This is a genomic window from Arthrobacter sp. ok909, assembly GCF_900104405.1.
GTDB classification, from domain to species: Bacteria; Actinomycetota; Actinomycetes; order Actinomycetales; family Micrococcaceae; genus Arthrobacter; species Arthrobacter humicola.
Genome location: NZ_FNJS01000021.1, coordinates 60,785 through 83,374 on the forward strand (window position 1 = coordinate 60,785; position 22,590 = coordinate 83,374).

Annotated in this window: 17 protein-coding genes and 1 rRNA gene; 11 read left to right on the forward strand and 7 right to left on the reverse strand. The window is 67.3% G+C overall.

Translation table 11 applies throughout. The annotated features are described in order from the left end of the window. Window positions 1–12 precede the first annotated feature (12 nt). The 7 genes from BLR03_RS16115 to galT all read left to right on the forward strand — a co-directional run bounded on the left by BLR03_RS16115 (window position 13) and on the right by galT (window position 9,729). Window positions 13–1,329: an ABC transporter substrate-binding protein gene (locus tag BLR03_RS16115; RefSeq protein WP_091254574.1), complete on the forward strand. Its 1,317-nt coding sequence runs from the start codon at window positions 13–15 to the stop codon at window positions 1,327–1,329. A gap of 66 nt (window positions 1,330–1,395) precedes the next feature. Next, window positions 1,396–2,343 carry a carbohydrate ABC transporter permease gene (locus BLR03_RS16120; RefSeq protein WP_091254578.1) on the forward strand — a complete coding sequence of 316 codons (948 nt, stop codon included), beginning with the start codon at window positions 1,396–1,398 and terminating at the stop codon, window positions 2,341–2,343. Then, entirely contained in the window at window positions 2,340–3,308 is a 969-nt protein-coding gene (locus BLR03_RS16125) for a carbohydrate ABC transporter permease (protein ID WP_091254580.1), read from the forward strand. Before BLR03_RS16120 ends, BLR03_RS16125 begins: the two co-directional genes overlap by 4 nt. A 2-nt stretch (window positions 3,309–3,310) precedes the next feature. After that, window positions 3,311–5,443 carry a beta-galactosidase gene (locus tag BLR03_RS16130; RefSeq protein WP_368086978.1) on the forward strand — a complete coding sequence of 711 codons (2,133 nt, stop codon included), beginning with the start codon at window positions 3,311–3,313 and terminating at the stop codon, window positions 5,441–5,443. A 9-nt stretch (window positions 5,444–5,452) separates the two neighbouring features. After that, entirely contained in the window at window positions 5,453–6,250 is a 798-nt protein-coding gene (locus BLR03_RS16135; protein WP_091254582.1) for a DeoR/GlpR family DNA-binding transcription regulator, read from the forward strand. 106 nt (window positions 6,251–6,356) lie between these two features. Further along, window positions 6,357–8,618, forward strand: a complete 2,262-nt coding sequence (locus BLR03_RS16140) for an alpha-galactosidase (protein ID WP_091254622.1) — start codon at window positions 6,357–6,359, stop codon at window positions 8,616–8,618. A 1-nt stretch (window position 8,619) separates the two neighbouring features. Beyond that, complete coding sequence (gene galT / locus BLR03_RS16145; RefSeq protein WP_091254584.1) at window positions 8,620–9,729, forward strand: galactose-1-phosphate uridylyltransferase; 1,110 nt, start codon at window positions 8,620–8,622, stop codon at window positions 9,727–9,729. Here the strand turns inward: galT and BLR03_RS16150 are convergent. Continuing rightward, a complete protein-coding gene (locus tag BLR03_RS16150) occupies window positions 9,726–10,715 on the reverse strand; it encodes an LLM class flavin-dependent oxidoreductase (protein ID WP_091254587.1) in 990 nt (329 codons plus the stop codon). The genes galT and BLR03_RS16150 overlap by 4 nt on opposite strands. A 134-nt stretch (window positions 10,716–10,849) precedes the next feature. Beyond that, on the reverse strand, window positions 10,850–11,650 hold the full coding sequence (locus BLR03_RS16155) for a glycoside hydrolase family 25 domain-containing protein (protein WP_091254589.1): 801 nt from the start codon (window positions 11,648–11,650) through the stop codon (window positions 10,850–10,852). Window positions 11,651–11,810: 160 nt separating this feature from the next. Here BLR03_RS16155 and BLR03_RS16160 point away from each other — a divergent pair, with 160 nt between their 5' ends. From BLR03_RS16160 to BLR03_RS16175, 4 genes are all read left to right on the forward strand, one after another. Beyond that, window positions 11,811–12,680 (forward strand): aldo/keto reductase, encoded by an 870-nt coding sequence (locus BLR03_RS16160; protein WP_091254592.1) that lies wholly within the window; start codon window positions 11,811–11,813, stop codon window positions 12,678–12,680. A gap of 47 nt (window positions 12,681–12,727) precedes the next feature. After that, the gene (locus tag BLR03_RS16165; RefSeq protein WP_091254594.1) at window positions 12,728–13,429 is read left to right on the forward strand and encodes a type 1 glutamine amidotransferase domain-containing protein; all 702 of its coding nucleotides are present in this window, start codon (window positions 12,728–12,730) and stop codon (window positions 13,427–13,429) included. 49 nt (window positions 13,430–13,478) lie between these two features. Continuing rightward, window positions 13,479–15,236 (forward strand): helicase HerA-like domain-containing protein, encoded by a 1,758-nt coding sequence (locus BLR03_RS16170; protein ID WP_091254596.1) that lies wholly within the window; start codon window positions 13,479–13,481, stop codon window positions 15,234–15,236. Window positions 15,237–15,359: 123 nt separating this feature from the next. Further along, window positions 15,360–16,352, forward strand: coding sequence for a hypothetical protein (locus tag BLR03_RS16175; protein WP_091254598.1), 993 nt, complete (start codon window positions 15,360–15,362; stop codon window positions 16,350–16,352). A gap of 36 nt (window positions 16,353–16,388) precedes the next feature. On the opposite strand, the gene BLR03_RS16180 is transcribed toward BLR03_RS16175, so the two are convergent. The 5 genes from BLR03_RS16180 to rrf all read right to left on the reverse strand — a co-directional run bounded on the left by BLR03_RS16180 (window position 16,389) and on the right by rrf (window position 22,492). Beyond that, window positions 16,389–17,111 carry a PDDEXK family nuclease gene (locus BLR03_RS16180; RefSeq protein ID WP_175460586.1) on the reverse strand — a complete coding sequence of 241 codons (723 nt, stop codon included), beginning with the start codon at window positions 17,109–17,111 and terminating at the stop codon, window positions 16,389–16,391. Window positions 17,112–17,334: 223 nt separating this feature from the next. Then, window positions 17,335–19,296: an NHL domain-containing thioredoxin family protein gene (locus BLR03_RS16185; RefSeq protein WP_091254600.1), complete on the reverse strand. Its 1,962-nt coding sequence runs from the start codon at window positions 19,294–19,296 to the stop codon at window positions 17,335–17,337. Then, window positions 19,296–21,380: a bifunctional copper resistance protein CopD/cytochrome c oxidase assembly protein gene (locus BLR03_RS16190; protein ID WP_254788546.1), complete on the reverse strand. Its 2,085-nt coding sequence runs from the start codon at window positions 21,378–21,380 to the stop codon at window positions 19,296–19,298. The genes BLR03_RS16185 and BLR03_RS16190 overlap by 1 nt, the downstream gene beginning before the upstream one ends. A 235-nt stretch (window positions 21,381–21,615) precedes the next feature. After that, entirely contained in the window at window positions 21,616–21,903 is a 288-nt protein-coding gene (locus tag BLR03_RS16195; RefSeq protein WP_011776355.1) for an HU family DNA-binding protein, read from the reverse strand. 472 nt (window positions 21,904–22,375) lie between these two features. Further along, a 5S ribosomal RNA gene (rrf, locus tag BLR03_RS16200) occupies window positions 22,376–22,492 on the reverse strand. Window positions 22,493–22,590 lie beyond the last annotated feature (98 nt).

Consider the following 22,590-nt stretch of genomic DNA (forward strand, 5'->3'; position numbering starts at 1 on the left):
AAAGGAGAAATTATGACCATGCATGAGGACGCACTGCTCCGGGCTTCCAGCCAAGGCGGGTGGGACCGACGCACGCTGCTGAAGACCTTCGGTGCCGGAGCAGTGGCCATGGCAGGCATTCCCCTGCTCACGGCCTGCACGGGCGGCAGCGCTCCTGCCAGCAGCGGCGCCAACACCGCCACGTTCGGTTCGGGTTCCTCGGATGAGGTCCCCAAGGCAGCCTACAAGGCCGTGACGGACGCTTTCGAGAAGAAATCCGGCATCAAGATCACCACCAATGTTGTGGCGCACAACGACTTCCAGAACAAGATCAACACCTACCTCCAGGGCAGCCCGGACGATGCTTTCACCTGGTTCGCCGGCTACCGCATGCAGTACTACGCCGGCAAGGGACTCCTCGCCCCGATCGATGACGTCTGGGAGAAGGTCGGCGGAAACTTCTCGGATGCCCTGAAGAAGGCGTCGACAGGCGCCGACGGCAAGATGTACCTGATCCCGAACTACAACTACCCCTGGGGCTTCTTCTACCGCAAGAGCCTGTGGACGGAAAAGGGCTACACCGTCCCCACGACGTTCGACGAACTGAAAACTCTGGCCACCAAGATGAAGGGCGACGGCCTGATCCCGATCGAGTTTGCGGACAAGGACGGCTGGCCCGCCATGGGCACGTTCGACTACCTGAACATGCGCCTGAACGGCTACCAGTTCCACATGGACCTCACCGCTCACAAGGAAAGCTGGGACCAGAAGAAAGTCAGCGACGTCTTTGACACCTGGAAGGCCCTGCTGCCGTTCCAGAACCCGAACTCCCTCGGCATGACGTGGCAGGACGCCGCGAAGTCCCTGGCAGACAAGAAGTCGGGCATGTACCTCCTCGGGTCCTTCCTCACCCAGCAGTACACGGACAAGGCCATCGCCGACGACATCGACTTCTTCCCGTTCCCCGAGATCGCGGTGGAGGGCCGGGATTCCATCGAGGCGCCCATCGACGGACTTCTGCTCTCCAAGAAGGGCGGCCAGAACCAGGCCGCCAAGGATTTCCTGGCCTACGTCGGCACCCCGGAAGGCCAGGATGTATACGCCTCGGTGGACTCGTCCAACATTGCCACCGCCAAGGGCGCGGACACCTCGAAGTTCACCCCGCTCAACAAGAAACTGGCCGATGCCATCAGCGGCGCCAAGAACATCAGCCAGTTCTTCGACCGTGATGCCCTGCCCGCCATGGCCAACAATGTGATGATCCCGGCCCTGCAGACCTTCATCAAGGACGGCACGGTCGACGTCAAGAACCTGGAAGCCCAGGCCAAGTCCCTGTACGCCGCCCAGTAGCGGCGTGTCCCGACACGCATTTCCTGCGCGCCTTTTTCCCAGCAGTTATCAAAGCAAGGAATCTCCATGAGTGTCTCTACCAATCCGTCGGCGCGGGGGCGCAAAGCAGTTGCCCGCGCGCGACGGGTTCGGCGGCTGTCCCGCCGCGACAAACTGGTGCTCGGCCTGATGGTGGGCATCCCCACGCTCATCCAGCTCGTCCTGGTCTGGATCCCCACCCTCATGTCGGTCGGGCTGTCTTTCACCCGCTGGAACGGGCTGGAGCTGACCGACATCAAACCCGCCGGGGCCGAGAACTACCAGTTCATCGCCCAGGACTACCCGCCGTTTTGGCCCGCCATGCAGCACAACGTGCTGTGGCTGGCGTTCCTGGCCTTCGTCGCCACCCCGCTGGGGCTGCTGCTGGCGGTGCTCCTGGACCAGAACATCCGCGGCACCAGGATCTACCAGAGCATCTTCTTCGCCCCGGTGATGCTGTCCCTGGCCCTGATCGGGATCATCTGGCAGCTGTTCTACAACCGTGACAGCGGCCTCTTGAACTTCGTCCTCGGCACGGCAGGCACGCCCCAGGCCGTCGACTGGTTCGGGGATTCCAGCGTCAACATCTGGGCGGCCCTCTTCGCCGCCACCTGGCGGCACGCCGGCTATGTCATGATCCTGTACTTGGCCGGGCTCAAGGGAGTGGACCCCACCCTGCGCGAAGCGGCCCAGATTGACGGCGCCAACTCGGTCCAGACCTTCTTTCAGGTGATCTTCCCGGCGATGCGCCCGGTCAACGTCATCATCATCGTCATCACCGTCATCGAATCCCTCCGGGCCTTCGACATCGTCTACGTGATCAACCGCGGCACCAACGGCCTGGAACTCATCAGTGCCCTCGTCATCCAGAACCTGGTGGGCGAGGGACAGGTGATCGGCATCGGCTCCGCACTGGCCGTCATCCTGCTGGTCATCTCCCTGATCCCCATCACCTTCTACCTGTCCCGCGCGTTCGGAAAGGACAAAGAGGCATGAGCATCGCCCATCCAACCCATGCCGCTGCGGCAGGCACCCCGGCCGACGCCGCGCACCGCAGCTCCGGCGCTGGCAGCACCGGCCCCCGGCCCGGCCGCCCGGCCAACAACAAACAGGGAAAACGGCACTACGGCACGCACGTCTTCCTCATCGTCATGGCCGCGATCTGGCTGGTTCCCCTGGGCTGGGCCATCTTCACGGCCCTGCGCCCCAAGGCGGACACGGACAAATACGGCTACTTCAGCACCGGCGGCGCCTTCAACTTCGACAACTTCACCCAGGCCTGGACCCAGGGCGGCTTTAGCCAGCTGTTCTGGAACTCAGTGCTCATTACCGTCCCGTCCGTGTTCTTGATCCTGTTCTTCGCCTCCATGATGGCGTTCGCCGTCAGCCGCGTGAGCTGGAAGTTCAACATCACCCTGCTGATCATGTTCACCGCCGGAAACCTGCTGCCCCCGCAGGTGCTCGCGGCCCCGCTCTTTGAAATGTTCAAGCACTTCGAGCTGCCCTACGCGATCAGCGACTCCGGGAACCTGCTCAACACCTACATCAGCGTGATCGCGGTGGACACCGCCTTCCAGATCGGCTTCGTGACCTTCGTGCTCTCGAACTACATGAAGGCCCTCTCCCCCGAACTCACCGAGGCGGCTCTTGTCGACGGCGCCGGCGTCTGGCGCCAGTACTGGGACATCATCTTGCCGCTGTGCCGGCCGGCCCTGGCCGCCATGGGCACCCTCGAAGTGATCTTCATTTACAACGACTTCTTCTGGCCCCTGCTGTTCATCCAAAGCGGCGACCGCCTTCCGGTCACCACCGCGATTAACAACCTTCAAGGCCAGTTCCTTTCCAACTACAACCTGATCGCCGCCGGCGCCATGATCACGGCGGTTCCGGCACTGGTCATCTATCTGCTCCTGCAGCGCCATTTCGTGGCGGGCCTGACCCTCGGCTCCAGCAAAGGATAAAAGTGGACACCACCGTCAACGACACCAACCCCAATAACTCAGCCATGGACTACATCACCGCCCGCCTCGGCTCCGAGGGTTCCCCGATGCTGGCCTTCGGCGGCGACTACAACCCGGAGCAGTGGCCCGAGGAGACATGGGACGAGGACGTCCGGCTGATGCGCGAGGCCGGCGTCAACTTGGTCAGCGTCGGCATCTTCAGCTGGTCCCTTTTGGAACCGTCCGAGGGCGTCTATGAGTTCGGCTGGCTGGACCGGGTCCTGGACCTGCTGCACGCCAACGGGATCCGCGTGGACCTGGCGAACGCCACGGCGTCCCCGCCGCCCTGGTTCAGCCACAAGTACCCCCAGTCGCTGCCGGTAACGGCCGACGGCGTGCGGCACAGTTACGGTTCCCGGCAGGCCTTCGCCGCCTCAAGCCCCGAATACCGCCGGGCAGCCGCGGCGCTGACCGAGCAGATCGCCTTCCGCTACAAGGACCATCCCGCCGTCGTCATGTGGCATGTCCATAACGAATACGGCTGCCACAACCAGCCGGACTTCTCCGACGGCGCCGCCGCCGGTTTCCGGCGCTGGCTCGAACACCGCTACGGCAGCCTCGACGCGCTCAACGCCGCGTGGGGCACCGCGTTCTGGTCCCAGCGCTATTCGGCCTGGGACGAGATCCTGCCGCCGCGGACCTCCGGGACTTGGGTCAACCCGACCCAGCAGCTGGACTTCGCCCGCTACTCCTCCGACGAACTGCTCGAATGCTACAAGGCCGAGGCAGCGATCATCCGCTCGCACTCGGGCCATCCCGTGACCACCAACTTCATGGGCTTCAACATGGGCCTGCACCAGCCGGTGGACTACTGGCGCTGGTCCGAGGAGATGGATGTGGTCTCCAACGACCACTATCTCATCGCCGAAGATCTGCGGAACTTCCAGGAGCTGGCGGCCACTGCGGACCTCACCCGCGGCTGGGCCAAGGGCAAGCCGTGGCTGCTCATGGAGCATTCGACGTCGGCCGTCAACTGGCAGCCCCGCAACATTCCCAAAGCCCCCGGCGAGATGCTGCGCAACTCCCTGCAGCACGTTGCCCGGGGCGCCGACGGCGCGCTCTTCTTCCAGTGGCGGGCCTCGCGTGCCGGAGCCGAGAAGTTCCACTCCGGGCTGCTGCCGCACGCCGGCACGGACACCAAGATCTGGCGCGAAGTGGTCCAGCTGGGCCAGACGCTGCGCAGCCTGGCCGAAGTCAGCGGCTCCGTGGTCACGGGAGCATCCGGCCGGGTGGACGTCGCCATCCTCCACGACACCGACGCCCGTTGGGCCTCGGAGCTGGACTCGCATCCGAGCGTGGACGCCTCCAACATCGCCGAAACCCGGCGCTGGCATGATGCCTTCTACCGGGCCGGCATCCCCACCGACTTCCGCCAAAGCACCAACGACCTCTCCGGCTATCGGCTCGTGGTGGCGCCGATGCAGTACCTCATCAGCGATGCCGGGGCGGCAAACCTCGACGCGTACGTGCGCGCCGGCGGCCACCTCGTGGTGACGTATTTCTCCGGTATCGTGGACGAAAATGACCACATCAGGCTTGGCAGCTACCCGGGCGCGTTCAGCGGCCTGCTCGGCGTGCACATGGAGGAGTTCTTCCCGCTGCGCGCCGGGGAAAGCGTCCGGCTCAGCGGCTTCGGCGCAGGCAGCTGCTGGAACGAACTGGGACGGCCCACCACAGCTGAGGTCCTCTCTGCCGTGGATGAGGGACCGGCCGCAGGTTCGCCGGCCGTGACCCGCAACCGCGCCGGAAGCGGCCGCGCCTACTATGTCGCCACGACGCTCGCGCCGGAGGGCCTGGGCGAACTGCTCACCGTCGTCTGCGCCGATGCCGGGGTGCAGCCGCTCGTTCCGGACCTGCCGGCCGACGTCGAAGTCGCCCGGCGCAGCAAGGACGGGACCGACTGGACGTTCTGCATCAATCACGGGGCGCACGACGTCCGGCTGACGCTGGAGGGCGTTGACGTGCTCACCGGCACCGAGCTCGACGGCGGGCTCGGCCTCGCCGCCGGAAGTGTCGCCGTCGTCCGTTCACGGGCCGCCCAACTGGTCGGCACGTCCGCCAGCCAATCAATCCAGTCAAACCACTCACGCCCGTAAGGAATTCACATGTTAGCCGCAGCCCGCCATTCCGCCATCCTCGCGGAGGTCCAGCGTGAACGGATCGTCCGTGTCGCGGACCTCGCCAAAATGCTCGGCGTCTCCCTGATGACCGTGCGGCGGGACATCGAGGCCCTCGACGCGGCGGGAACGGTGGAGAAGATCCACGGCGGGGCGAAGCTGCCGGGCGGAGCCAGCACCCACGAGCCGGGCTTCGAGCTGAAGGTGACCCAGCTCAAGGACGAAAAGATGGCGATTGCGCAGGAGGCAGCCGCCCAGGTGCGCGAGGGCATGGCGGTGGGGCTCAGCGCCGGCACCACCACCTGGGCGCTGGCCCAGCTGCTGTCCGCCGGGCCCCGGATCACGGTGGTCACCAACTCGGTGCGGATCGCGGACGTCTTCCACCAAAGTTCCTCCCCGTCCACCGTGATCCTCACCGGCGGCGAGCGCACCCCCTCCGATGCCCTCGTCGGGCCGCTGGCCACCTCCTCGCTCAAACAGCTGCACCTGGACGTGCTGTTCCTTGGCGTCCACGGCGTGGATGCCGACGCCGGGTTCACCACTCCGAATGTGCTGGAAGCCGAAACGGACCGCGCCTTCGTCGCCGCGGCCCGCCGGGTGGTGGTGCTGGCCGACCACACGAAGTGGGGCACCCTGGGCATCAGCACCATCGCCGCCCTCGAAGACGCTGACGAACTCATCAGCGACGACCTCCTGGGCAGTGAGGCCCGGCGGATCCTCGGCGAGCGCGTCGGCCGGCTCCGCTTGGCCCCGACAACGATTCCCCAGAGCGCCGCCTCAGGCTGACCGGCACGGCCCCGCCCACCCCCAAACCACTACGCCTGGAGCTACCGTGAACAATCCGGACCTGACTCTTGCCCCCGAGGCCCGTTCCCCGCTGGGCGTCCCGCATGTGGAGCCGCTCTACCTGCGCCGTTCCGGAACGTCCCTGCTCATCGACTTCAGCACGGGCGAGCCCGCCATGCTCCACTTTGGCGCCGACCTCGGGCCGGCCCTGCCGGACCTGTCACTGCTCGGTGACGCCGTGCCGCACTCCGCCCTCGACATCCCGGTTACGCTGGGGCTGATCCCGCAGGCGTCTTCCGGCTGGCGGGGGCGTCCAGGCCTCCGCGGCCACCGGAACGGCCAGGCCTTCTCGGCCTGCCTGCGGGTTGTCGCCGTCGAACGGGCGGAAGGGGACGGGTGCTCCGCCGTCATCACCCAGGCAGACCCGGATGCGGGCGTCACCGTCCGCACGGAGGTGAAGATCAACGACGGCGGCCTGCTGCAGCTCCGGCACCGGCTCCATAACGACGGCGCGGATCCCTACAGCCTCGACGAACTCGCAGCCGTGCTGCCGCTGGGCCGCTCCGCCACCGAGATCCTGGACCTGACCGGCCGCTGGTGCCGGGAGTCCCATCCCCAGCGCCTGCCGCTGCGACAAGGAACGTGGGTCCGCTCCGGCCGGCACGGCCGGACGGGACATGATGCCTCGCTCCTGCTGGCCGCCGGGACCGCGGGCTTCGGCAACCGCCACGGGCAGGTCTGGGCCGTGCACCTGGGCTGGAGCGGCAACCACGAGAGCTTCGTTGATGCCTCAGCGGACGGCCGGACCGTTATCGGCGCCTCGGAGCTGCTCGGCGCGGGCGAGATCACCCTGGCGGCAAACGCCAGCTACGAGACCCCGTGGTTGTTCGCGGCGTACTCCGCCGCCGGTCTGGACGGCATCAGCGATGCCTTCTACGCCTGGTTCCGCGGGCGCCCGCACCACCCCGGAGTGCGGTCCGGCAAAGCCCGGCCCGTGGTGCTCAACGTCTGGGAAGCGGTGTATTTCGACCACCGGATGCCGGTGCTGCTCGACCTCGCCGAATCCGCCGCACGGCTGGGAGTGGAACGCTACGTTCTCGACGACGGCTGGTTCCGCGGCCGGCGGAACGACACGGCGGGCCTCGGCGACTGGTACGTCGACGAGGACCTCTGGCCCGAGGGCCTGAGCCCGCTGATCGACGCGGTCACCGGCCACGGCATGGAATTCGGGCTCTGGGTCGAACCCGAAATGGTCAACGAGGACTCGGACCTGGCCCGGGCCCACCCGGACTGGATCGCCGGACCGGCTCCGCGGGCCGCCGTGGGCAGCCCGGCCGCCGGGGGCAGCCGGCCCGCTCCCGGCGGCGGCCCGACCGGCCGGCTTCCGGAGCGCTGGCGGCACCAGCAGGTGCTGGATCTCGTCAATCCGGAGGCCTGGCAGTACATCTTCGACCGGCTCGATGCCCTGTTGAGCGAATACCGGATCAGCTACCTCAAATGGGACCAGAACCGGGACCTGGCCGAAATGGGCCATGCCGGCCGCCCCTCGGTGCATACTCAGGCACAGGCCGTGTACCGCCTCCTCGACGAGCTCCGCAAGGCCCACCCGGGCGTGGAGATCGAAAGCTGCTCCTCCGGCGGCGCCCGCGTGGATCTCGGCATTCTCGAACGCACCGACCGGATCTGGGGCTCGGACTGCAACGATGCCCTGGAACGGCAGACGATCCAGCGGTGGACCGGCATGGTGGTGCCGCCGGAGCTCGTCGGATCGCATATCGGGCCCACCACGAGCCACACCACCGCCCGGACGCACGACCTCTCCTTCCGGGCCATCACGGCCATGTTCGGCCACTTCGGCCTCGAATGGGACGTCCGGCACCTCGCCGATTCCGAGCGCACCGAGCTTGCCACGGCCATCGCACTGTTCAAGAAGTACCGTCCTCTGCTCCACAGCGGGCGCATGGTTCGGGCGGACGAACCCGATCCGTCCCTCCGGCTCCACGGCGTCGTGTCCCATGACGGCGTCGAGGCGCTCTACGCGCTGGTGTCCGTGGCGACGTCGTTCGCCGAAGTCCCCGGGCGGGTCTGCCTGCCGGGGCTGCTGCCGGACGCCGGGTACCGGGTGGATGCGGTCTACCCGGCGGCCGACGACGGCCGGGCGTTCCTGCAGGCGATGGCGCCGGGGTGGCTCGCTGGCGGCGTCGAGGCGACCGGCCGCTTCCTGGCGGAGTCCGGCCTGCCGATGCCAGTCCTGAACCCCGAGCACGGGCTGCTCCTGTCCGTCCGCCGCGTCACCGCTGCCGAACCAGCCTCCGAACCCGCCGGCGAACCGGCCGCGACCGGCGGCCACCCCGTGAGGGACTCCTAGCATGGGCCGGATTAAGAAACGCGCCTACAAGCTCTCCGACGGCCGGGACATCATCTACTTCGATGACGCCGACACCGTGCTGCCGACGGAGCGGGGGGAGGACCTCCGCGAGCCGGCGGTCCGGCCGCCCACGGCCACCATGCGCCAGGACGTCCTGACCGGCGAGTGGATTTCAATCGCGGCGGCCCGGCAGAACCGTGTGGTGCTGCCTCCCTCGCACCTGGACCCGCTGGCCCCGGCGTCGCCGGAGAATCCCTCGGAAGTTCCGAGCCTTTACGACGTCGCCGTGTTCGAAAACAAGTCCCCGTCCTTCGGACCCGAGCTGGCCGGCGCCGCCGCACCGGAGGGCCTGGCGGACCTCGCCCGGGTGGGTCTGGGCCGCAGCCGGCAGTCCGTGGGCCGGTGCGAAGTGGTGTGCTTCTCCCCCGAACACACCGGTTCCCTCGCCGGACTGCCCTTGTCCCGGATGCGCACGGTGGTGGAGGCATGGGCGGACCGGACGGCAGCGCTGTCGGCGCTACCCGGCGTCGAACAGGTTTTTCCGTTCGAGAACCGCGGGGAGGCGATCGGGGTGACGCTGCACCACCCGCACGGGCAGATCTACGCCTACCCGTACATCACACCACGCACGGCCCAGCTGATCCGCACGATCGAAAACTACGGCGGCCCGCTGTTCGAGGACATCCTCAGCTTCGAACAGAAATCCGAGCGGGTGCTGCTCCAGGGCGACCGCTGGACGGCGTTTGTCCCGTTTGCCGCCCGCTGGCCGCTGGAGGTACACATGCTCCCGCACCGGCACGTCCCTGACCTCGCCGCCACCACGGACGAGGAACGCGATGAGTTCTCCCGGCTCTACGGCCGGATCCTGCGCGGCGTCGATGCCCTGTACGACACCCCCACCCCGTATATTTCGGCGTGGCACCAGGCGCCCGTCCACGCCCACCGGGACGACATCCGGCTTATGCTGCAGCTGACCTCTCCCCGCCGGGAGGAAACCAAGCTCAAGTACCTGGCGGGTTCGGAAGCGGCCATGGGGGCATTCATCGCGGACATCCCGCCGGAAACGGCCGCCGCCCGGCTCCGCGAGGCCATAGAAAGGACCGGCCGCTAGGCCCGCACGAGACGGGCGGCGTCGGCCAGAAGTTCCACGGAACGCAGCCGGGCTTCGGTGCGGGTACTCTGATGCGCCACGATCAGTTCGTCGGCGTCGGCGTGGTGCGTGAACTCCTCGAGGTAGGCGAGGACGGCATCAGGGGTGCCGACAGCGGAGTACTTCATCATCTGCGCCATGTGCTGGCCCTGCGGCGAGTCCAGGATCATGTCCGCCTCGTCGTCGCTGAACACACGCCCGTTGCCGAAGAACAGGGAAACCCTGGCCCGCTTGGTGGCCTGGAACATCGCCTGGGCATCGGCGGCCGAGTCCGCGGCGATGACGTTTACGCCGGCGATCACGTGCGGGGTGTCCAGCTGCGCGGAGGGCCGGAATTCGCGGCGGTAGGTCGCCACCGCGTCCTGCAGCGCGGCAGGCGCGAAGTGCGAGGCGAAGGCGTACGGCAGGCCCAGCTGCGCGGCCAGTCTGGCCCCGAACAAGGAGGAGCCCAGGATGTACAGCGGCACGTTGGTGCCCTTGCCCGGGGTGGCCTCGACGCCCGGGATGCGGGTGGGGCCGGTTAGATAGCCCTGGAGTTCCAGGACGTCCTGCGGGAAGCTGTCTGCCGACATCGGGTCGCGGCGCAGGGCGCGCAGAGTGTTCTGGTCGCTGCCCGGCGCCCGGCCCAGCCCGAGGTCGATCCTGCCCGGGTGCAGGGTTTCGAGCGTGCCGAACTGTTCGGCGATGGTCAGCGGCGAGTGGTTGGGCAGCATCACGCCGCCAGCGCCGAGCCGGATGCTGGAGGTATGGGCCGCAACGTGCGCGATCAGCACGCTCGTGGCGGAGGACGCGATCGAGGACATGTTGTGGTGCTCGGCGTACCAGATCCGCCGGTAGCCCCGGTCCTCGGCGAGCTGTGCCATGGCCACGCTTCCGGCGAAGCTCTCGGCCGCCGTCTGGCCCGGGCCGATGGTTGCGAGGTCAAGGATGGAAAGCGGAACAGTCACGGAAAAAGCCGGCCTTTCGTAGCGGAGCAGTGTTCGGACCAGGGTTGGGAGCCACGGTCCGGGCGGCGCCGGGTTTCCGGCGCGGGCACACTGGGGTCAACGACGGCGGCCCCCCGGATATTTCAGCGGTCGGATCAGCCGCACGAATAGTTGAAGTCAAGGCCTCCGGAGATGTACTGCGTCATCGAGACGCGGCTGCCCGGGGTCAACCCGGGAAGGGTGCAGTTCGCCTTCGCCTTGGCGGCTGATCCCGCGCCTGCAAGCCAGCTGGGCAATCCTGCCAGCGGGCTGGTCGACTTCACGGTTCCGGCGATCTGTCCCCACTGGTAGCCGGTCGAGTAGAGGCCCACGCGGGCGCCGATCCTCTTGAAATACGCAGTCATGCCCTCCAGGACAGCCACGTTGGCCGCCTTGTCGGTCTGCCAGGTATTTTCCGCTTCCACATCCAGCCACCAGAGGTAGGACTGCGGGTTGCTGACACCGCGGCGTTTGGCGTCGTCCGACGCTTTCGCCCACCCGTACATGTAGGAACAGGCTTTGAACGTCCCCGCGGCGCAGCTGCCGTAGGGGTTGGCGACCTTTACACCGCTGTACGTGTTCGACGTCGGCCACCAGGTCCCCTGCCGGCCGGGGTTGGCCGTGTTAACGTACAGCGCCACCCTCGGCTGCGCCGTCGTCGCGGGGGCTTTTGCCGTCTTCGCCCAGGCCAGCTGGCTCGCCAGGCACGGGTTCGTGTTGTTCGCCAGGCCGTGGTTGACGCCAACGATCGCGAAGGCGGGCTGTTTTGCCGGAGTGGTGCCGCATTGCGGCCACGAGACGTCGATGCCCCGTCCCGGGGAGCTGGCGGTGGCGGCCGAGGCCGGTCCTCCACCCAGGAGGACAAGGCCGAGCGTCACTACAAAGGCCAGTACGATGCGAGGGAGCGAGTTGGGCATGCCACAGTCTAAGGCAAAATTTCAAATCGGTGGCGTAATTCAGCGCGGGTCCCAATGCCCGCCAATTCGGCCCTCCCGGCCGCCCCCGCAGCGCCCGGCCGGCGAGCTCGAAGGAATAGACCGATGGAATAGTCAGCAGACTGAGGATGTTCCCTACCCTATGAGCCATGACAATCCACAGCATCCGGAACTATCCGCCACGATCGACCTGAAGGACCTGGGAACTGTCCACCGGCTGGGCTTCGGCGCCATGCGCATTGTTGGTGACGGCGTCTGGGGCGAGCCGGCAGACCGTGCTGCGGCGATCGCCGTCGTGCGCCGCGCCGTGGAGCTCGGCGTCGACTTCATTGACACCGCCGATTCCTACGGCCCCAACATCAGCGAGGAAATCCTCGCCGAGGCGCTGCACCCCTACCGGGAGGGCCTCACGATCGCCACCAAGGTCGGATTCACCCGCACCGGACCCAACGCCTGGGTACCGGTCGGCCGGCCCGAATACCTGCGCCAACAGACGGAACTGAGCCTGCGCAAGCTCAAGGTCGACTCCCTGGACCTCCTGCAGCTGCACCGGATCGACCCCAAGGTGGACCGCGAGGAGCAGTTCACGCTGCTGCGCGATCTGCAGAAGGAAGGCAAGGTCAAAGCTCTCGGCCTGTCCCAGGTCAGTGTGGAGGAGCTGGAGGAAGCCGGGAAGTACTTCACCGTTTCCACTGTGCAGAACCGCTACAACCTCACCGACCGCAGCTCCGAGGACGTCCTCGACTACGCGGAGGCGAACGGCATCGGCTTCATTCCGTGGGCGCCGATTTCCGCCGGTGAGCTCGCCCGGCCGGGCGGACCGCTGGACGAGGCTGCCAAACGGCTCGGCGCCACCACCTCCCAGGTGGCTCTGGCGTGGCTGCTGCGCCGCTCCCCCGTCATGATGCCCATCCCGGGCACCGGTTCCCTTCAGCATCTCGAAGAGAACCTCGCCGCCGCCGGCGTCGTGCTAGACGATGCCACCTACGCCGAACTCCACGCGGCCCGCTAAACCCCTCCGCTACCCGCCGGCCCTGCCGGCAGAACAGGAACAACACCATGGCTAACATCCTGATGGTCGTCTCGGCCGCTAACTCCCTCACCATGCGCGACGGCAGCGAACACCCCACGGGCTACTGGGCCGAGGAACTCGTCGTCTCGCACCAGACCCTCCTCGACGCCGGGCACACCGTGCACATCGCCACCCCCGGCGGCCGGAAGCCCACCGTGGACGAAGTCAGCCTGGCGGCTGAGTCCGCCGGCGGCCAGGACCGCGCGGACGGCTTCCGGACGTACCTGGATTCGATCGACGCCGAGCTGTCCGCGCCGCTGGTGCTGGCCGACGCCGACGTCGCCGGCTACGACGCCCTCGTCCTGCCGGGGGGCCACGGCCCCATGGCCGACCTCTTCCAGGACGCCGACCTCGGCAGGATCCTCGCCGGCGCCAACGCGGCGGCCAAAATCATCGCGCCCTTCTGCCACGGCCCTGCCGGGCTGCTGAGCGCCACGGACGACGACGGCTCGTTCACTTTCGCCGGGCGCCGCCTCACTGTCTTCACCAATGAGGAGGAGCTGGGCGGCGGCACGGGGCCCAACACGCCGTGGTTCGTGGAGGACGTGCTGAAGGAGAAAGGCGCGATCGTAGAGAACGGTGCGGCGTGGACGTCCCACGTGGTGCGGGACGGAAACCTCATCACCGGACAGAACCCGCAGTCCAGCGAGGACGTGGCCAAGGAAGTCCTGAAGGCCCTCGCCGAATAGGGCAGCCCTAGCCGGGTCCGGGAACCCCGGACCCGGCTAAGCTAACCGCATGGCCACCAAATCCACCGCAGACAAAGTCGCCACGGTCGTCCAGGGCTACACCCTGGAGGCCCCGACGATCGAGCTCGGAGCGGCGATCGTCGACGGCGAACTCCGCAAGGACGCCCCCGTCCGGCTGCCGCTCGCGATGATGAACCGGCACGGCCTCGTGGCCGGGGCGACGGGCACCGGCAAGACTGTCACACTGCACATGATGGCCGAGCAGCTCTCCACGGCGGGCGTGCCGGTGTTCCTCGCCGACATCAAGGGTGACCTTTCCGGGCTGGCCACCGCCGGCACGGGCAGCGACAAGCTCCTGGCCCGCACCGAGAGCATCGGACAGCCGTGGTCCGGCAAGACTTTCCCGGTGGAATTCCTGGCCCTCGGCGGCGACGGCCAGGGCATACCGGTCCGCGCCACAGTCACTTCCTTCGGCCCCATCCTGCTCTCCCGTGTGATGGACCTGAACGAGACCCAGGAATCCAGCCTGCAGCTCGTGTTCCACTTCGCGGACAAGAACAACCTCGAGCTGATCGACCTCAAGGACCTGCGCGCCGTAATCCAGTTCCTGACCTCCGCCGAGGGCAAGGACGAGCTCGAGGAACTGGGCGGTCTCTCCAAGGCAACCGCCGGCGTGATCCTGCGTGAACTGATCACGCTCGAGGCGCAGGGCATGGAGAAGTTCTTCGGCGAACCCGAGTTCGACACCGCCGAACTGCTTCGTACTGCGCCGGACGGCCGCGGCGTCGTAAGCTGCCTGGAGCTTCCCACGCTGCAGACCAAGCCCATGCTGTTCTCAACGTTCCTGATGTGGCTGCTCGCAGATCTCTTTGAGGACCTGCCGGAGGCCGGGGATCTCGACAAGCCCAAGCTCGTGTTCTTCCTGGATGAGGCCCACCTGCTGTTCAACGGCGCCTCGAAGGCTTTCCTTGACGCAATTACCACCACCGTCCGGCTCATCCGGTCCAAGGGCGTCGGCATCTTCTTCGTGACGCAGACCCCCAAGGATGTCCCGGCGGATGTCCTGGGCCAGCTAGCAAACCGGGTGCAGCACGCCCTGCGCGCCTATACCCCGGAGGACGCCAAGGCCCTCAAGGCCACCGTCTCCACCTTCCCGACCAGCGACTACGACCTCGCAGAGACCCTCACCACGGCCGGCATCGGCGAGGCCGTCATCACGGTCTTGAACGAGAATGGCGCCCCGACCCCCGTGGCACTCACCCGGCTGCGCGCCCCGGAATCCGTGATGGGTCCCAGCACCGACGCCCTGATCTCCAGCACCGTGGCCGGCTCAGCACTCTTGCCCAAGTACGGCACCGCCGTCGACAACATCTCCGCCTACGAGAAAATCACCGCCGAAGGCGGTGACTGCACAGGCGCTGCCCCCACCGGGCCGGCGGCCGGCGCCGCGCATCAGGGCGGCTCACGCGGCAGGGGGCAGGGCGGCGCTGGCGACGGCGGCGCGGCTCCGGGCGCCGCCCTGGATCCGAACGCCATCGACGCCGAGGCCCGCCGGATCGAAGAAGAAATCCTCGGCCGGCCCAGCAGCCGGCCCGCGGAGCCGCCGAAGCAGCCCGGATATAGGGACGCGCCCGAGCGGCAGGCGCCCCGGCAGGCACAGCCGACAGGCGGCGGTGGCATCGGCGATGACCTTGCGGGGGCTTTGGGCGGAGGCCTCAAGAGCATGGCCCGCTCGCTGGGGACCCAGCTTGGCCGGGAGCTGCTCCGCGGAGTCTTCGGCACGTCTTCGAAACGCCGCCGCCGCTAGGACCCCGGCGCCCGCGAAACGGGGCCACAGTGTCCGGACCGCGGGCGGCAATGCTCCGCGTCACAGACGCGGACCATGACACCGGGTTTCCTGCGGCGTGCAGGTAACGTAAGAATCGTGCAAATGAGTCAGGCGTTGGTCAAAATCGCAGCAGTGTGGCTGCTGGGACTGATGCTTGCCGTGGCCGGGGCCATCGTGTCGATCAATCTGGTGAACAACTCCATTGCCGGTCCCCAGCAACCCGTCCGGGAGTATCTCAGCGCCCTGCAAAAGGGCGAAGGCGAAAAGGCGCTAGGCCTGCTGCACGCTTCCGTGCCGCAAAGCAATCCCGCAATGCTCGACGGATCCGCCCTGCAGACCGCAGCCGCACGCCTCTCCGACGTCAAGGTCGGCGATGCTGAAGAGCGCGGCGCGGACCAGGTCATGGTGCCCGTCGACTACACCATCGACGGCAGCCAGTTGCGGACCGAGTTCCTGCTGGAGCGGTCCGGCACCGAGTGGCTGTTCTTCCACAAATGGTCCTTCGTGCCCGCGGCGCTGCCCGTCCTGGACGTGACCGTTGTTAACTCCGGCGAGGCCACCCTGAACGGCGTACCGGTGAACATGCCCAACGGCCGCAACTCCTTCGCCGTCTTCTACCCTGGCGAGTACGAGGCCGCCCTGAACGGCCAGTACTTCTCCGCCCCGCCCACCCGGGCCACCGTGACCGCCGGGGACTCGCACCCGGCTCCGCTGAATCTGCTGACCGAGGCAACAGACTCCCTGAAGGCCGCCGTGAGCGGCAAGGTCAAGGAGTTCCTGGATTCCTGCGCCGACGAGGCCGACAAACAGCAGAAGCTGCAACCCGACTGCCCGTTCTATCACGCCACCAACAACCGCGTGCTTGACGGGACCATTGACTGGAGTATCACGGACTACCCCACCGTCAGCATCGAGCCGTTTGGCGGCCGCTGGGTGGTGGCACCCCTGGACGGCAAGGCCCGGATCAAAGCCCGCCAGGTGGATCTGTTCACCGGCGCCGTGACCGACATCAACACCGTCCATGATTTCAGCTTCACGACCCGTCTGGATATCGACGGCGACACCGTGAAGATCACGCCGCAGCTTAACTACTAGAACCACAGTTGAGGGCCCTCGGGCGGCCCTTTCCCGTCACGCAGGGCAGACTTTGCGGCGATGGTCCTTCTTCACTTGGGCCCGCTCACCTTGCTGACGCCCGTCGAGCTCCACGATCAGCCTGCGCTCCAGCAACAAATCCACGTAACCGACGCCTTCAATGTAGACCTGCGTCTCCACCCTGATTCCTGCTTGTCGGAAATCCGTTCGCGCCAGGGTCTCGAGCAGGGACTCTGCGCCGCGGTCAACCCATGTGAGGACATCCCGGGCCCGGCCATTGCGCGTCCGGGGAAGTCGCTGCCGTAAGAAATCCAACGTCATGTCGCCCCTCCCGACGGCACATTCGACCATGATCAGGGACTCCCGGAACGGCAGGCAGCGCAGCGCATGGATGAGGACATCACCCAGGGCTGCAACCGGCCGGTGCAGATGCGGTTCAAACAGCAGTCCACCGTGCCGCGATTCCCCGTCTGCCGTTTCCCCGCGCCGGTGGTACACATGCCGGGGACCGTCGGTTCCAACGCCCAGGGCCCGTAGAACGGCGCGGCGCTCACGCACGTGAGCAACTGCCTGCGCTGCAACAACGCGACGTAGTCGGGCACCGCCGTCGGAAGCGCGTAGAGTCCGTGGCACGCACGGCTGCCGGGCCACTCCGGAACGCACGGCACGGCGGAGAGCGGCGTCGTCGACGCCCAAGCGGGCGAGGGCCGGCCGGCGGGCGGCTCCCCCGCAGATGGTTAGGGCCTTCACGACGTCCATAGGGTTACGTTGCCGTCTGAACGCGGCCCGCGACACCCGCCCGGAATGCTATGTGGGTAGTCTCGTGTCACGCCAAGCAGGCTCTTGCGGGGTCCAGGATTCAGAAGTCCCGGAATCCGGAGCCGCCCGGCCGGGATTAAGCCAAAAGGCTGCTGTCCGTGACGACAGGTCACGGACAGCAGCCTTTTCAGGTTCGGCTCAGCGGTGCAACCGGCTCAGCGGCTCAGTCCATTCCGCGCAGGTCCAGGACCAGCTCGGTGTCGCCGTCGGCCTGCAGGAGCAAAGGGATGCCCCAGTCCTGCTGGTACAGGTGGCAGGCCGCGTGGTCCGGGATCTCGCCGTCGGCGTCTTCGGGGCCATCGCACGCCGCCGCGCGGGCAGTGATGTGCAGGACGCCCTCGGGAACGTCAGAGGACAGCTCCAGGGTGCGCTGCAGGCCCACGGAGGTCCCGCCGCCGGAGACCAGCAGTTCGGGCGGCGTGGACGAGATCTTCAGCTGGGTGGGATCGCCCCAGCGGTCATCGAGCTTTTGCCCGGTGGGGGCGGTGAAGCGGACGGCCAGCTCGAGCGGCCCGGGCGCCACGGGGCTCTTGGGCCGGTGGGTCTGTGCCGCGCCCTCGTCTACCTGCTGGGCTTCCTTCGGGATGGGCACGTAGACCAGCTGGTGCTTGTTGGCCTCGACCACCACCAGCAACGGCTCGGTCCCGGCCACCTGGGTGTGGTCCACAATGACGTCCGAGGGCTCGGACAGCCCTCGGGCCAGCGTGGAGACCGTCCCCGTCGCGGGGTCGAAGCGGCGGACGGCGCCGTTGTAGGTGTCGGCGATTGCCACCGAGCCGTCAGGAAGCACCGTCACGCCCAGGGGGTGCTGCAGCCGTGCCTCTGCGGCGGGGCCGTCGCGGAAACCGAAATCGAACAGGCCCTTGCCGACGGCGGACTCGACGGTGATGCTGCCGGCGTCGTCAATCACCAGTTTGCGCAGGGCAGAAGTCTCGGAGTCGGCCACCCAGATGTTGCCGTCGGCGTCCTCGGCGAGGCCGGAGGACTGGGCGAACCAAGCCTCGGCTGCCGGGCCGTCGAGGAGCCCCTCGAGGCCGTTGCCGGCGATGATCTTGACGGCACCGGACGTCGGCTCGAAGCTGAAGATCTGGTGCACGCCGGCCATCGCCACCACTACGGCCTTGAGTTTGGCGGACCAGACCACATCCCACGGCGAGCTCAGGGATACCGCCAGCGGGTCCGCCTCCAGCCGGGCACCGTAGGCGGCGCCTTCCTCGTTGACGCGGGCCGGCCCGGTTTCCAGCAGCCGCTGCACGCCGTTGCCGGCAAGCGTCCGGACTGTTCCGTCTGCCAGCGAGAGTCCGCGCAGCCGGTGGTTCACGGAGTCGGCAATTACGACGTCGTAGCCGGTCTCCGCGGCGACGTCCGCGGGCAGCAGCACGAGGCCCTGCGGTTCATTGAACCGGGCATGGGCGGCCGTACCGTCGGTGTGGCCTTTTTCGCCGGAACCGTAGGTTGCCAGGACGGTCTGGAAATCGGTGGAGAGCTCCACGAGGCGGTGGTGCCCGGTGTCGGTGACGAGCCAGGAGCCAGCTTCCGTGGCGCTTCCGACGCCGCGTCCGGCGGGAAGGTACAGGGCCTTACCGGGGAAGCGAAGCGTTCCCGACGTCGGCTCCGGCGCCACGTAGGGGCCGTCGCCGCGGTGCAGCGTGCCTTTGGCCTCGTGCTCGGCGATCAGCTCGGGGATCAGCACGGCAAGGCCGTCGGCGTGGCCCTCGCCGGAGAGGTGCGCCACGATGTAGCCCTCGGGGTCGATGACCACCAGGGTCGGCCAGGCGCGGGCCGTGTAGGCCTTCCAGGTATCCAGCTCCGGGTCGTCAAGGACCGGGTGGCGGATCTCGTAGCGTTCGACGGCGGCCGCCAGCGCCACGGGGTCGGCCTCGTGCTCGAACTTGGGCGAATGCACGCCCACGGTCACGAGGACGTCGGAGTACTGCTGCTCAAGCGGGCGGAGTTCGTCCAGGACGTGCAGGCAGTTAATGCAGCAGAACGTCCAGAAGTCCAGCAGGACGATCTTGCCGCGCAGGGATTCGAGGTCCAGGGACTTGCCGCCAGTGTTGAGCCAGTTACGGCCCACCAGCTCGGAGGCCCGGACCCGGAGGTGGGTGCGTACGGTGTCGGTCATCAGCGTCCTTCCAGCTTTGAATTGCGTTCGGCGAGCTTGGCATCGCGTTCTGCCAGCTTGGCAAACATGTCGTTGTAAGCGGTGAGATCGGCGTCGTTATTCCTGTCCGCCGCCCGGTCGGTGCGTTTGGACTCGCGGGCGTCGGAGCGGGACCACATGACGGCGACGCCGATCGCCACCAGAAGCGTCGGTACTTCGCCGATGCCCCAGGCCACGGCACCGCCCATTTGCTGGTCCAGCAGCGCGGAGGGGCCCCACGGCCGGCCGAGGTTGCCGAAGTAGTCTGCGGCCAGCAGCCCGGTGCCGCCCATGATGGCGACTCCGAAGAACGCATGGAAGCCCATGGTGGCCAGCAGGAGCAGCAGCCGCATGGGGTATGGGGCGCGGCGCGGCAGCGGGTCGGTGCCGATCATGGTGAGCACAAAGATGTAGCCGGTGAGGGCGAAGTGCAGGTTCATGAGTTCGTGGCCCACGTGGTCCCGCATCGCGTAACCGAACGCGTCGGAGTAATAGAAGAGCACGATCGAGCCGGCAAAGTTGGCTGCCGCGAACAGCGGGTGGGTCACCAGCTGCGAGAACTTGGAGTGAATGATGATCAGCAGCCACTCACGCGGTCCGCGGGAGCTGTCGCGCCGCGGCGTCAGCGCCCGGAGTGCCAGCGTCATGGGGGCGCCGAGAACCAGGAAGATGGGGGCCACCATGGTCAGGGCCATGTGGTCCACCATGTGGGCGGAGAAGAGTACGCGGCCGTACACCGAGGGCGGCCCCGAGGTCACGTACGTGAGGACTACGAGTCCGATCGCCCAGTTGACCGTCCGGAACCAGGGCCACGAGTCGCCCCGTTGCAGGATCTTCCGGACACCGAGGAAGTAGGAGACGAGGGCAAAGACCGCGACGGCGATCCAGAGCCAGTCCGGCCGCCACTCCGTAAGCCACCGTTCCGGCGTCAGCTCCGGCGGCAGTTCGTAGCCGGAGAGAAGGAAGGCCGGCGACGCATCCGGGGCAAAGGTGGTGGGCTGTGGCGGGGCAGAACGCCCCAGCGCCACGGCAATCCCCGACGTCGCTCCCATGATGATCAGTTCCACGATCACGAGCTGCCACAGCACCCGGCGGGCTGGCCGGCCCATGCCGCGGTTGCCCAGTTGCGGGATGACCCAGCGGCGGTGCATGAGCCCGATGCCGCCCAGCACCAGGACCGCTGCCGTCTTGGCGAGGATCAGTTGCCCGTAAGCCGAGCCGAAGAGGTCGCTCCACGTGGTGAGGCGGATGCTGGCATTGATCACGCCGGAGGCAAAGACCAGGGCGAAAGCAAAGCCTGCGAGGGATGAGAACCGGCGGAGTGTCGGCTCGGTGATGTCGGGGGTCGCCGCGGACGCGCCCTTGTTGCGGCCGCCGGCACCTGGGCCGCCCAGCACGCCGGAGAGGAGCGCCAGCATGATGATGCCGCCAACCCAGGCAGATACGCCTACCAAGTGCAGCCCGAGCGAGTTGATGGCACCCTCATGGTCGCTGGAGCTCGACGAGTGTCCGATCAGGGCGGCCGGGACCAGCCCGATCACGGACAGGATCAGCGTCAGTGCCAGCCCGCCGCGGGAGCGCACCCCAAACAGGACGGTAGTAACGACGGCGGCGATGATCACCACAGTCAGCCAGGCGCGTCCCGTTTCGATATCCGTCATGAAGTACACGAGGGACCGCGTGAATTCCGGATCCCCGGAAATGCCCTGCCCTGCAATGTCGGCGTAGCCCAGGACCAGCACGGCGATCGCGGAGAGCGTCCAGACGGCGCCTGCTGCCGCGGCCACGCCCAGCGCCCGGGTGAAGGCCGGATGTTCCGGGGCGTCCCTTTGCTTGGACCGGGAGCCGGTCCTGTCCCGCGGGAGGATGCCGACGGCGAAGATCAGGCCGCCGATCACGGTGGCCACGGCGACGTTGTGGATTGCTTTGCTCACCGGCAGCCCCCAGCGCACCAGCGCCCCGGGATCAGAGACTTGGCGTGCGGCTGCTGCCCCGGAGAAGATTAGGGCCGCGGCCAGGCCCACGAACAACGCGGCAAGGCCGGCAATCAGCCACGGCCGGGAAATCCCGTCGGGACCTTGGCCGGGGCCGCGCGCGTCCCCGGGGACGGGCGCTGCGGTTGTGGGAGTGGGATTTACTGCGGAAGGCACCCTTCCATTGTCCGCTACGCCGCCCGGCTCAGCGAATCGGCCCCGACCTCTCGAACGGCTGAATCGGCTAAGCAAATCTGGCGAACCGGGTTGGGACGCAGAAGGAGCGGCAACCCGAGGGTTGCCGCTCCTTTCAAGCGTGAGAAGAAGACTACTTCTTCTTGGCGACTGCAGCCTTCAGCTTGGAGCCGGCGGTCAGCTTGACGCTGTGGCCAGCGGCAATCTGGATGGTCTCGCCGGTCTGCGGGTTGCGGCCGGTGCGAGCTGCACGGTCGGTACGCTCGACTGCGAGCCAGCCCGGGATGGTGATCTTTTCGCCCGCGGCGACGGAGGTCTCGAAGACCTCGAACAGTGCGTCGAGCACGGAGTTGACTGCTGCCTGGCTGGTGCCGGCCTTGCCCGCTACCTCTGCAACAAGTTCACTACGGTTCTTAGCCATTTATGTCCTCCTGGACGGTCATGATTTCTGGAGCCTGCACACGGCATGCGTACAAACCACTGTTCGAAAACTTACCAGCTTGGCGCCGCCGAGGTGGCAAATTCCGCGTGTTTTCGGCGTTTTTTGGGGAAAATCACTGGATTCGACGCCGATCGCGGTCAAATTGCGCCGAGAGCGGACGCCCCTCCATCAGTGCCGTTTTCACCGCAGTCCGTCGCCGTCTGTGTTGCCGGACTTCCCAACGCCTGATGGCACCGCCAGGCTGGTATCCGGGCAGCCTGCGGGCCCGTGTCTGACGCTCGCTCACGTCCGGCAGTGATCGCTGCGATGCTCGATCAGGTCCTGGTGGTGTGCCGGTGGTGCGGGGGTCCTCCGGGTGTGCCGGTGCTGCGGATGGGTTCGTGGCCCGTTAGGGGTGTTAAATGCGGGAGGACCCCCAACGTGTGTTGGGGGTCCTCGACCTGTAATAGTGTTCCGGCGGTGACCTACTCTCCCACACCCTCCCGGGTGCAGTACCATCGGCGCTGTGGGTCTTAGCTTCCGGGTTCGGAATGGGACCGGGCGTTTCCCCCACGCTATGACCGCCGTAACCCTTGCTCCACCGCCTTGCACCCGGGGGGTGTGGCGGGGAAATCTGTGGTTACAACCTGCTGCACCGGTGGTGCTGGTGCAGTTGTGGTGTTGTTT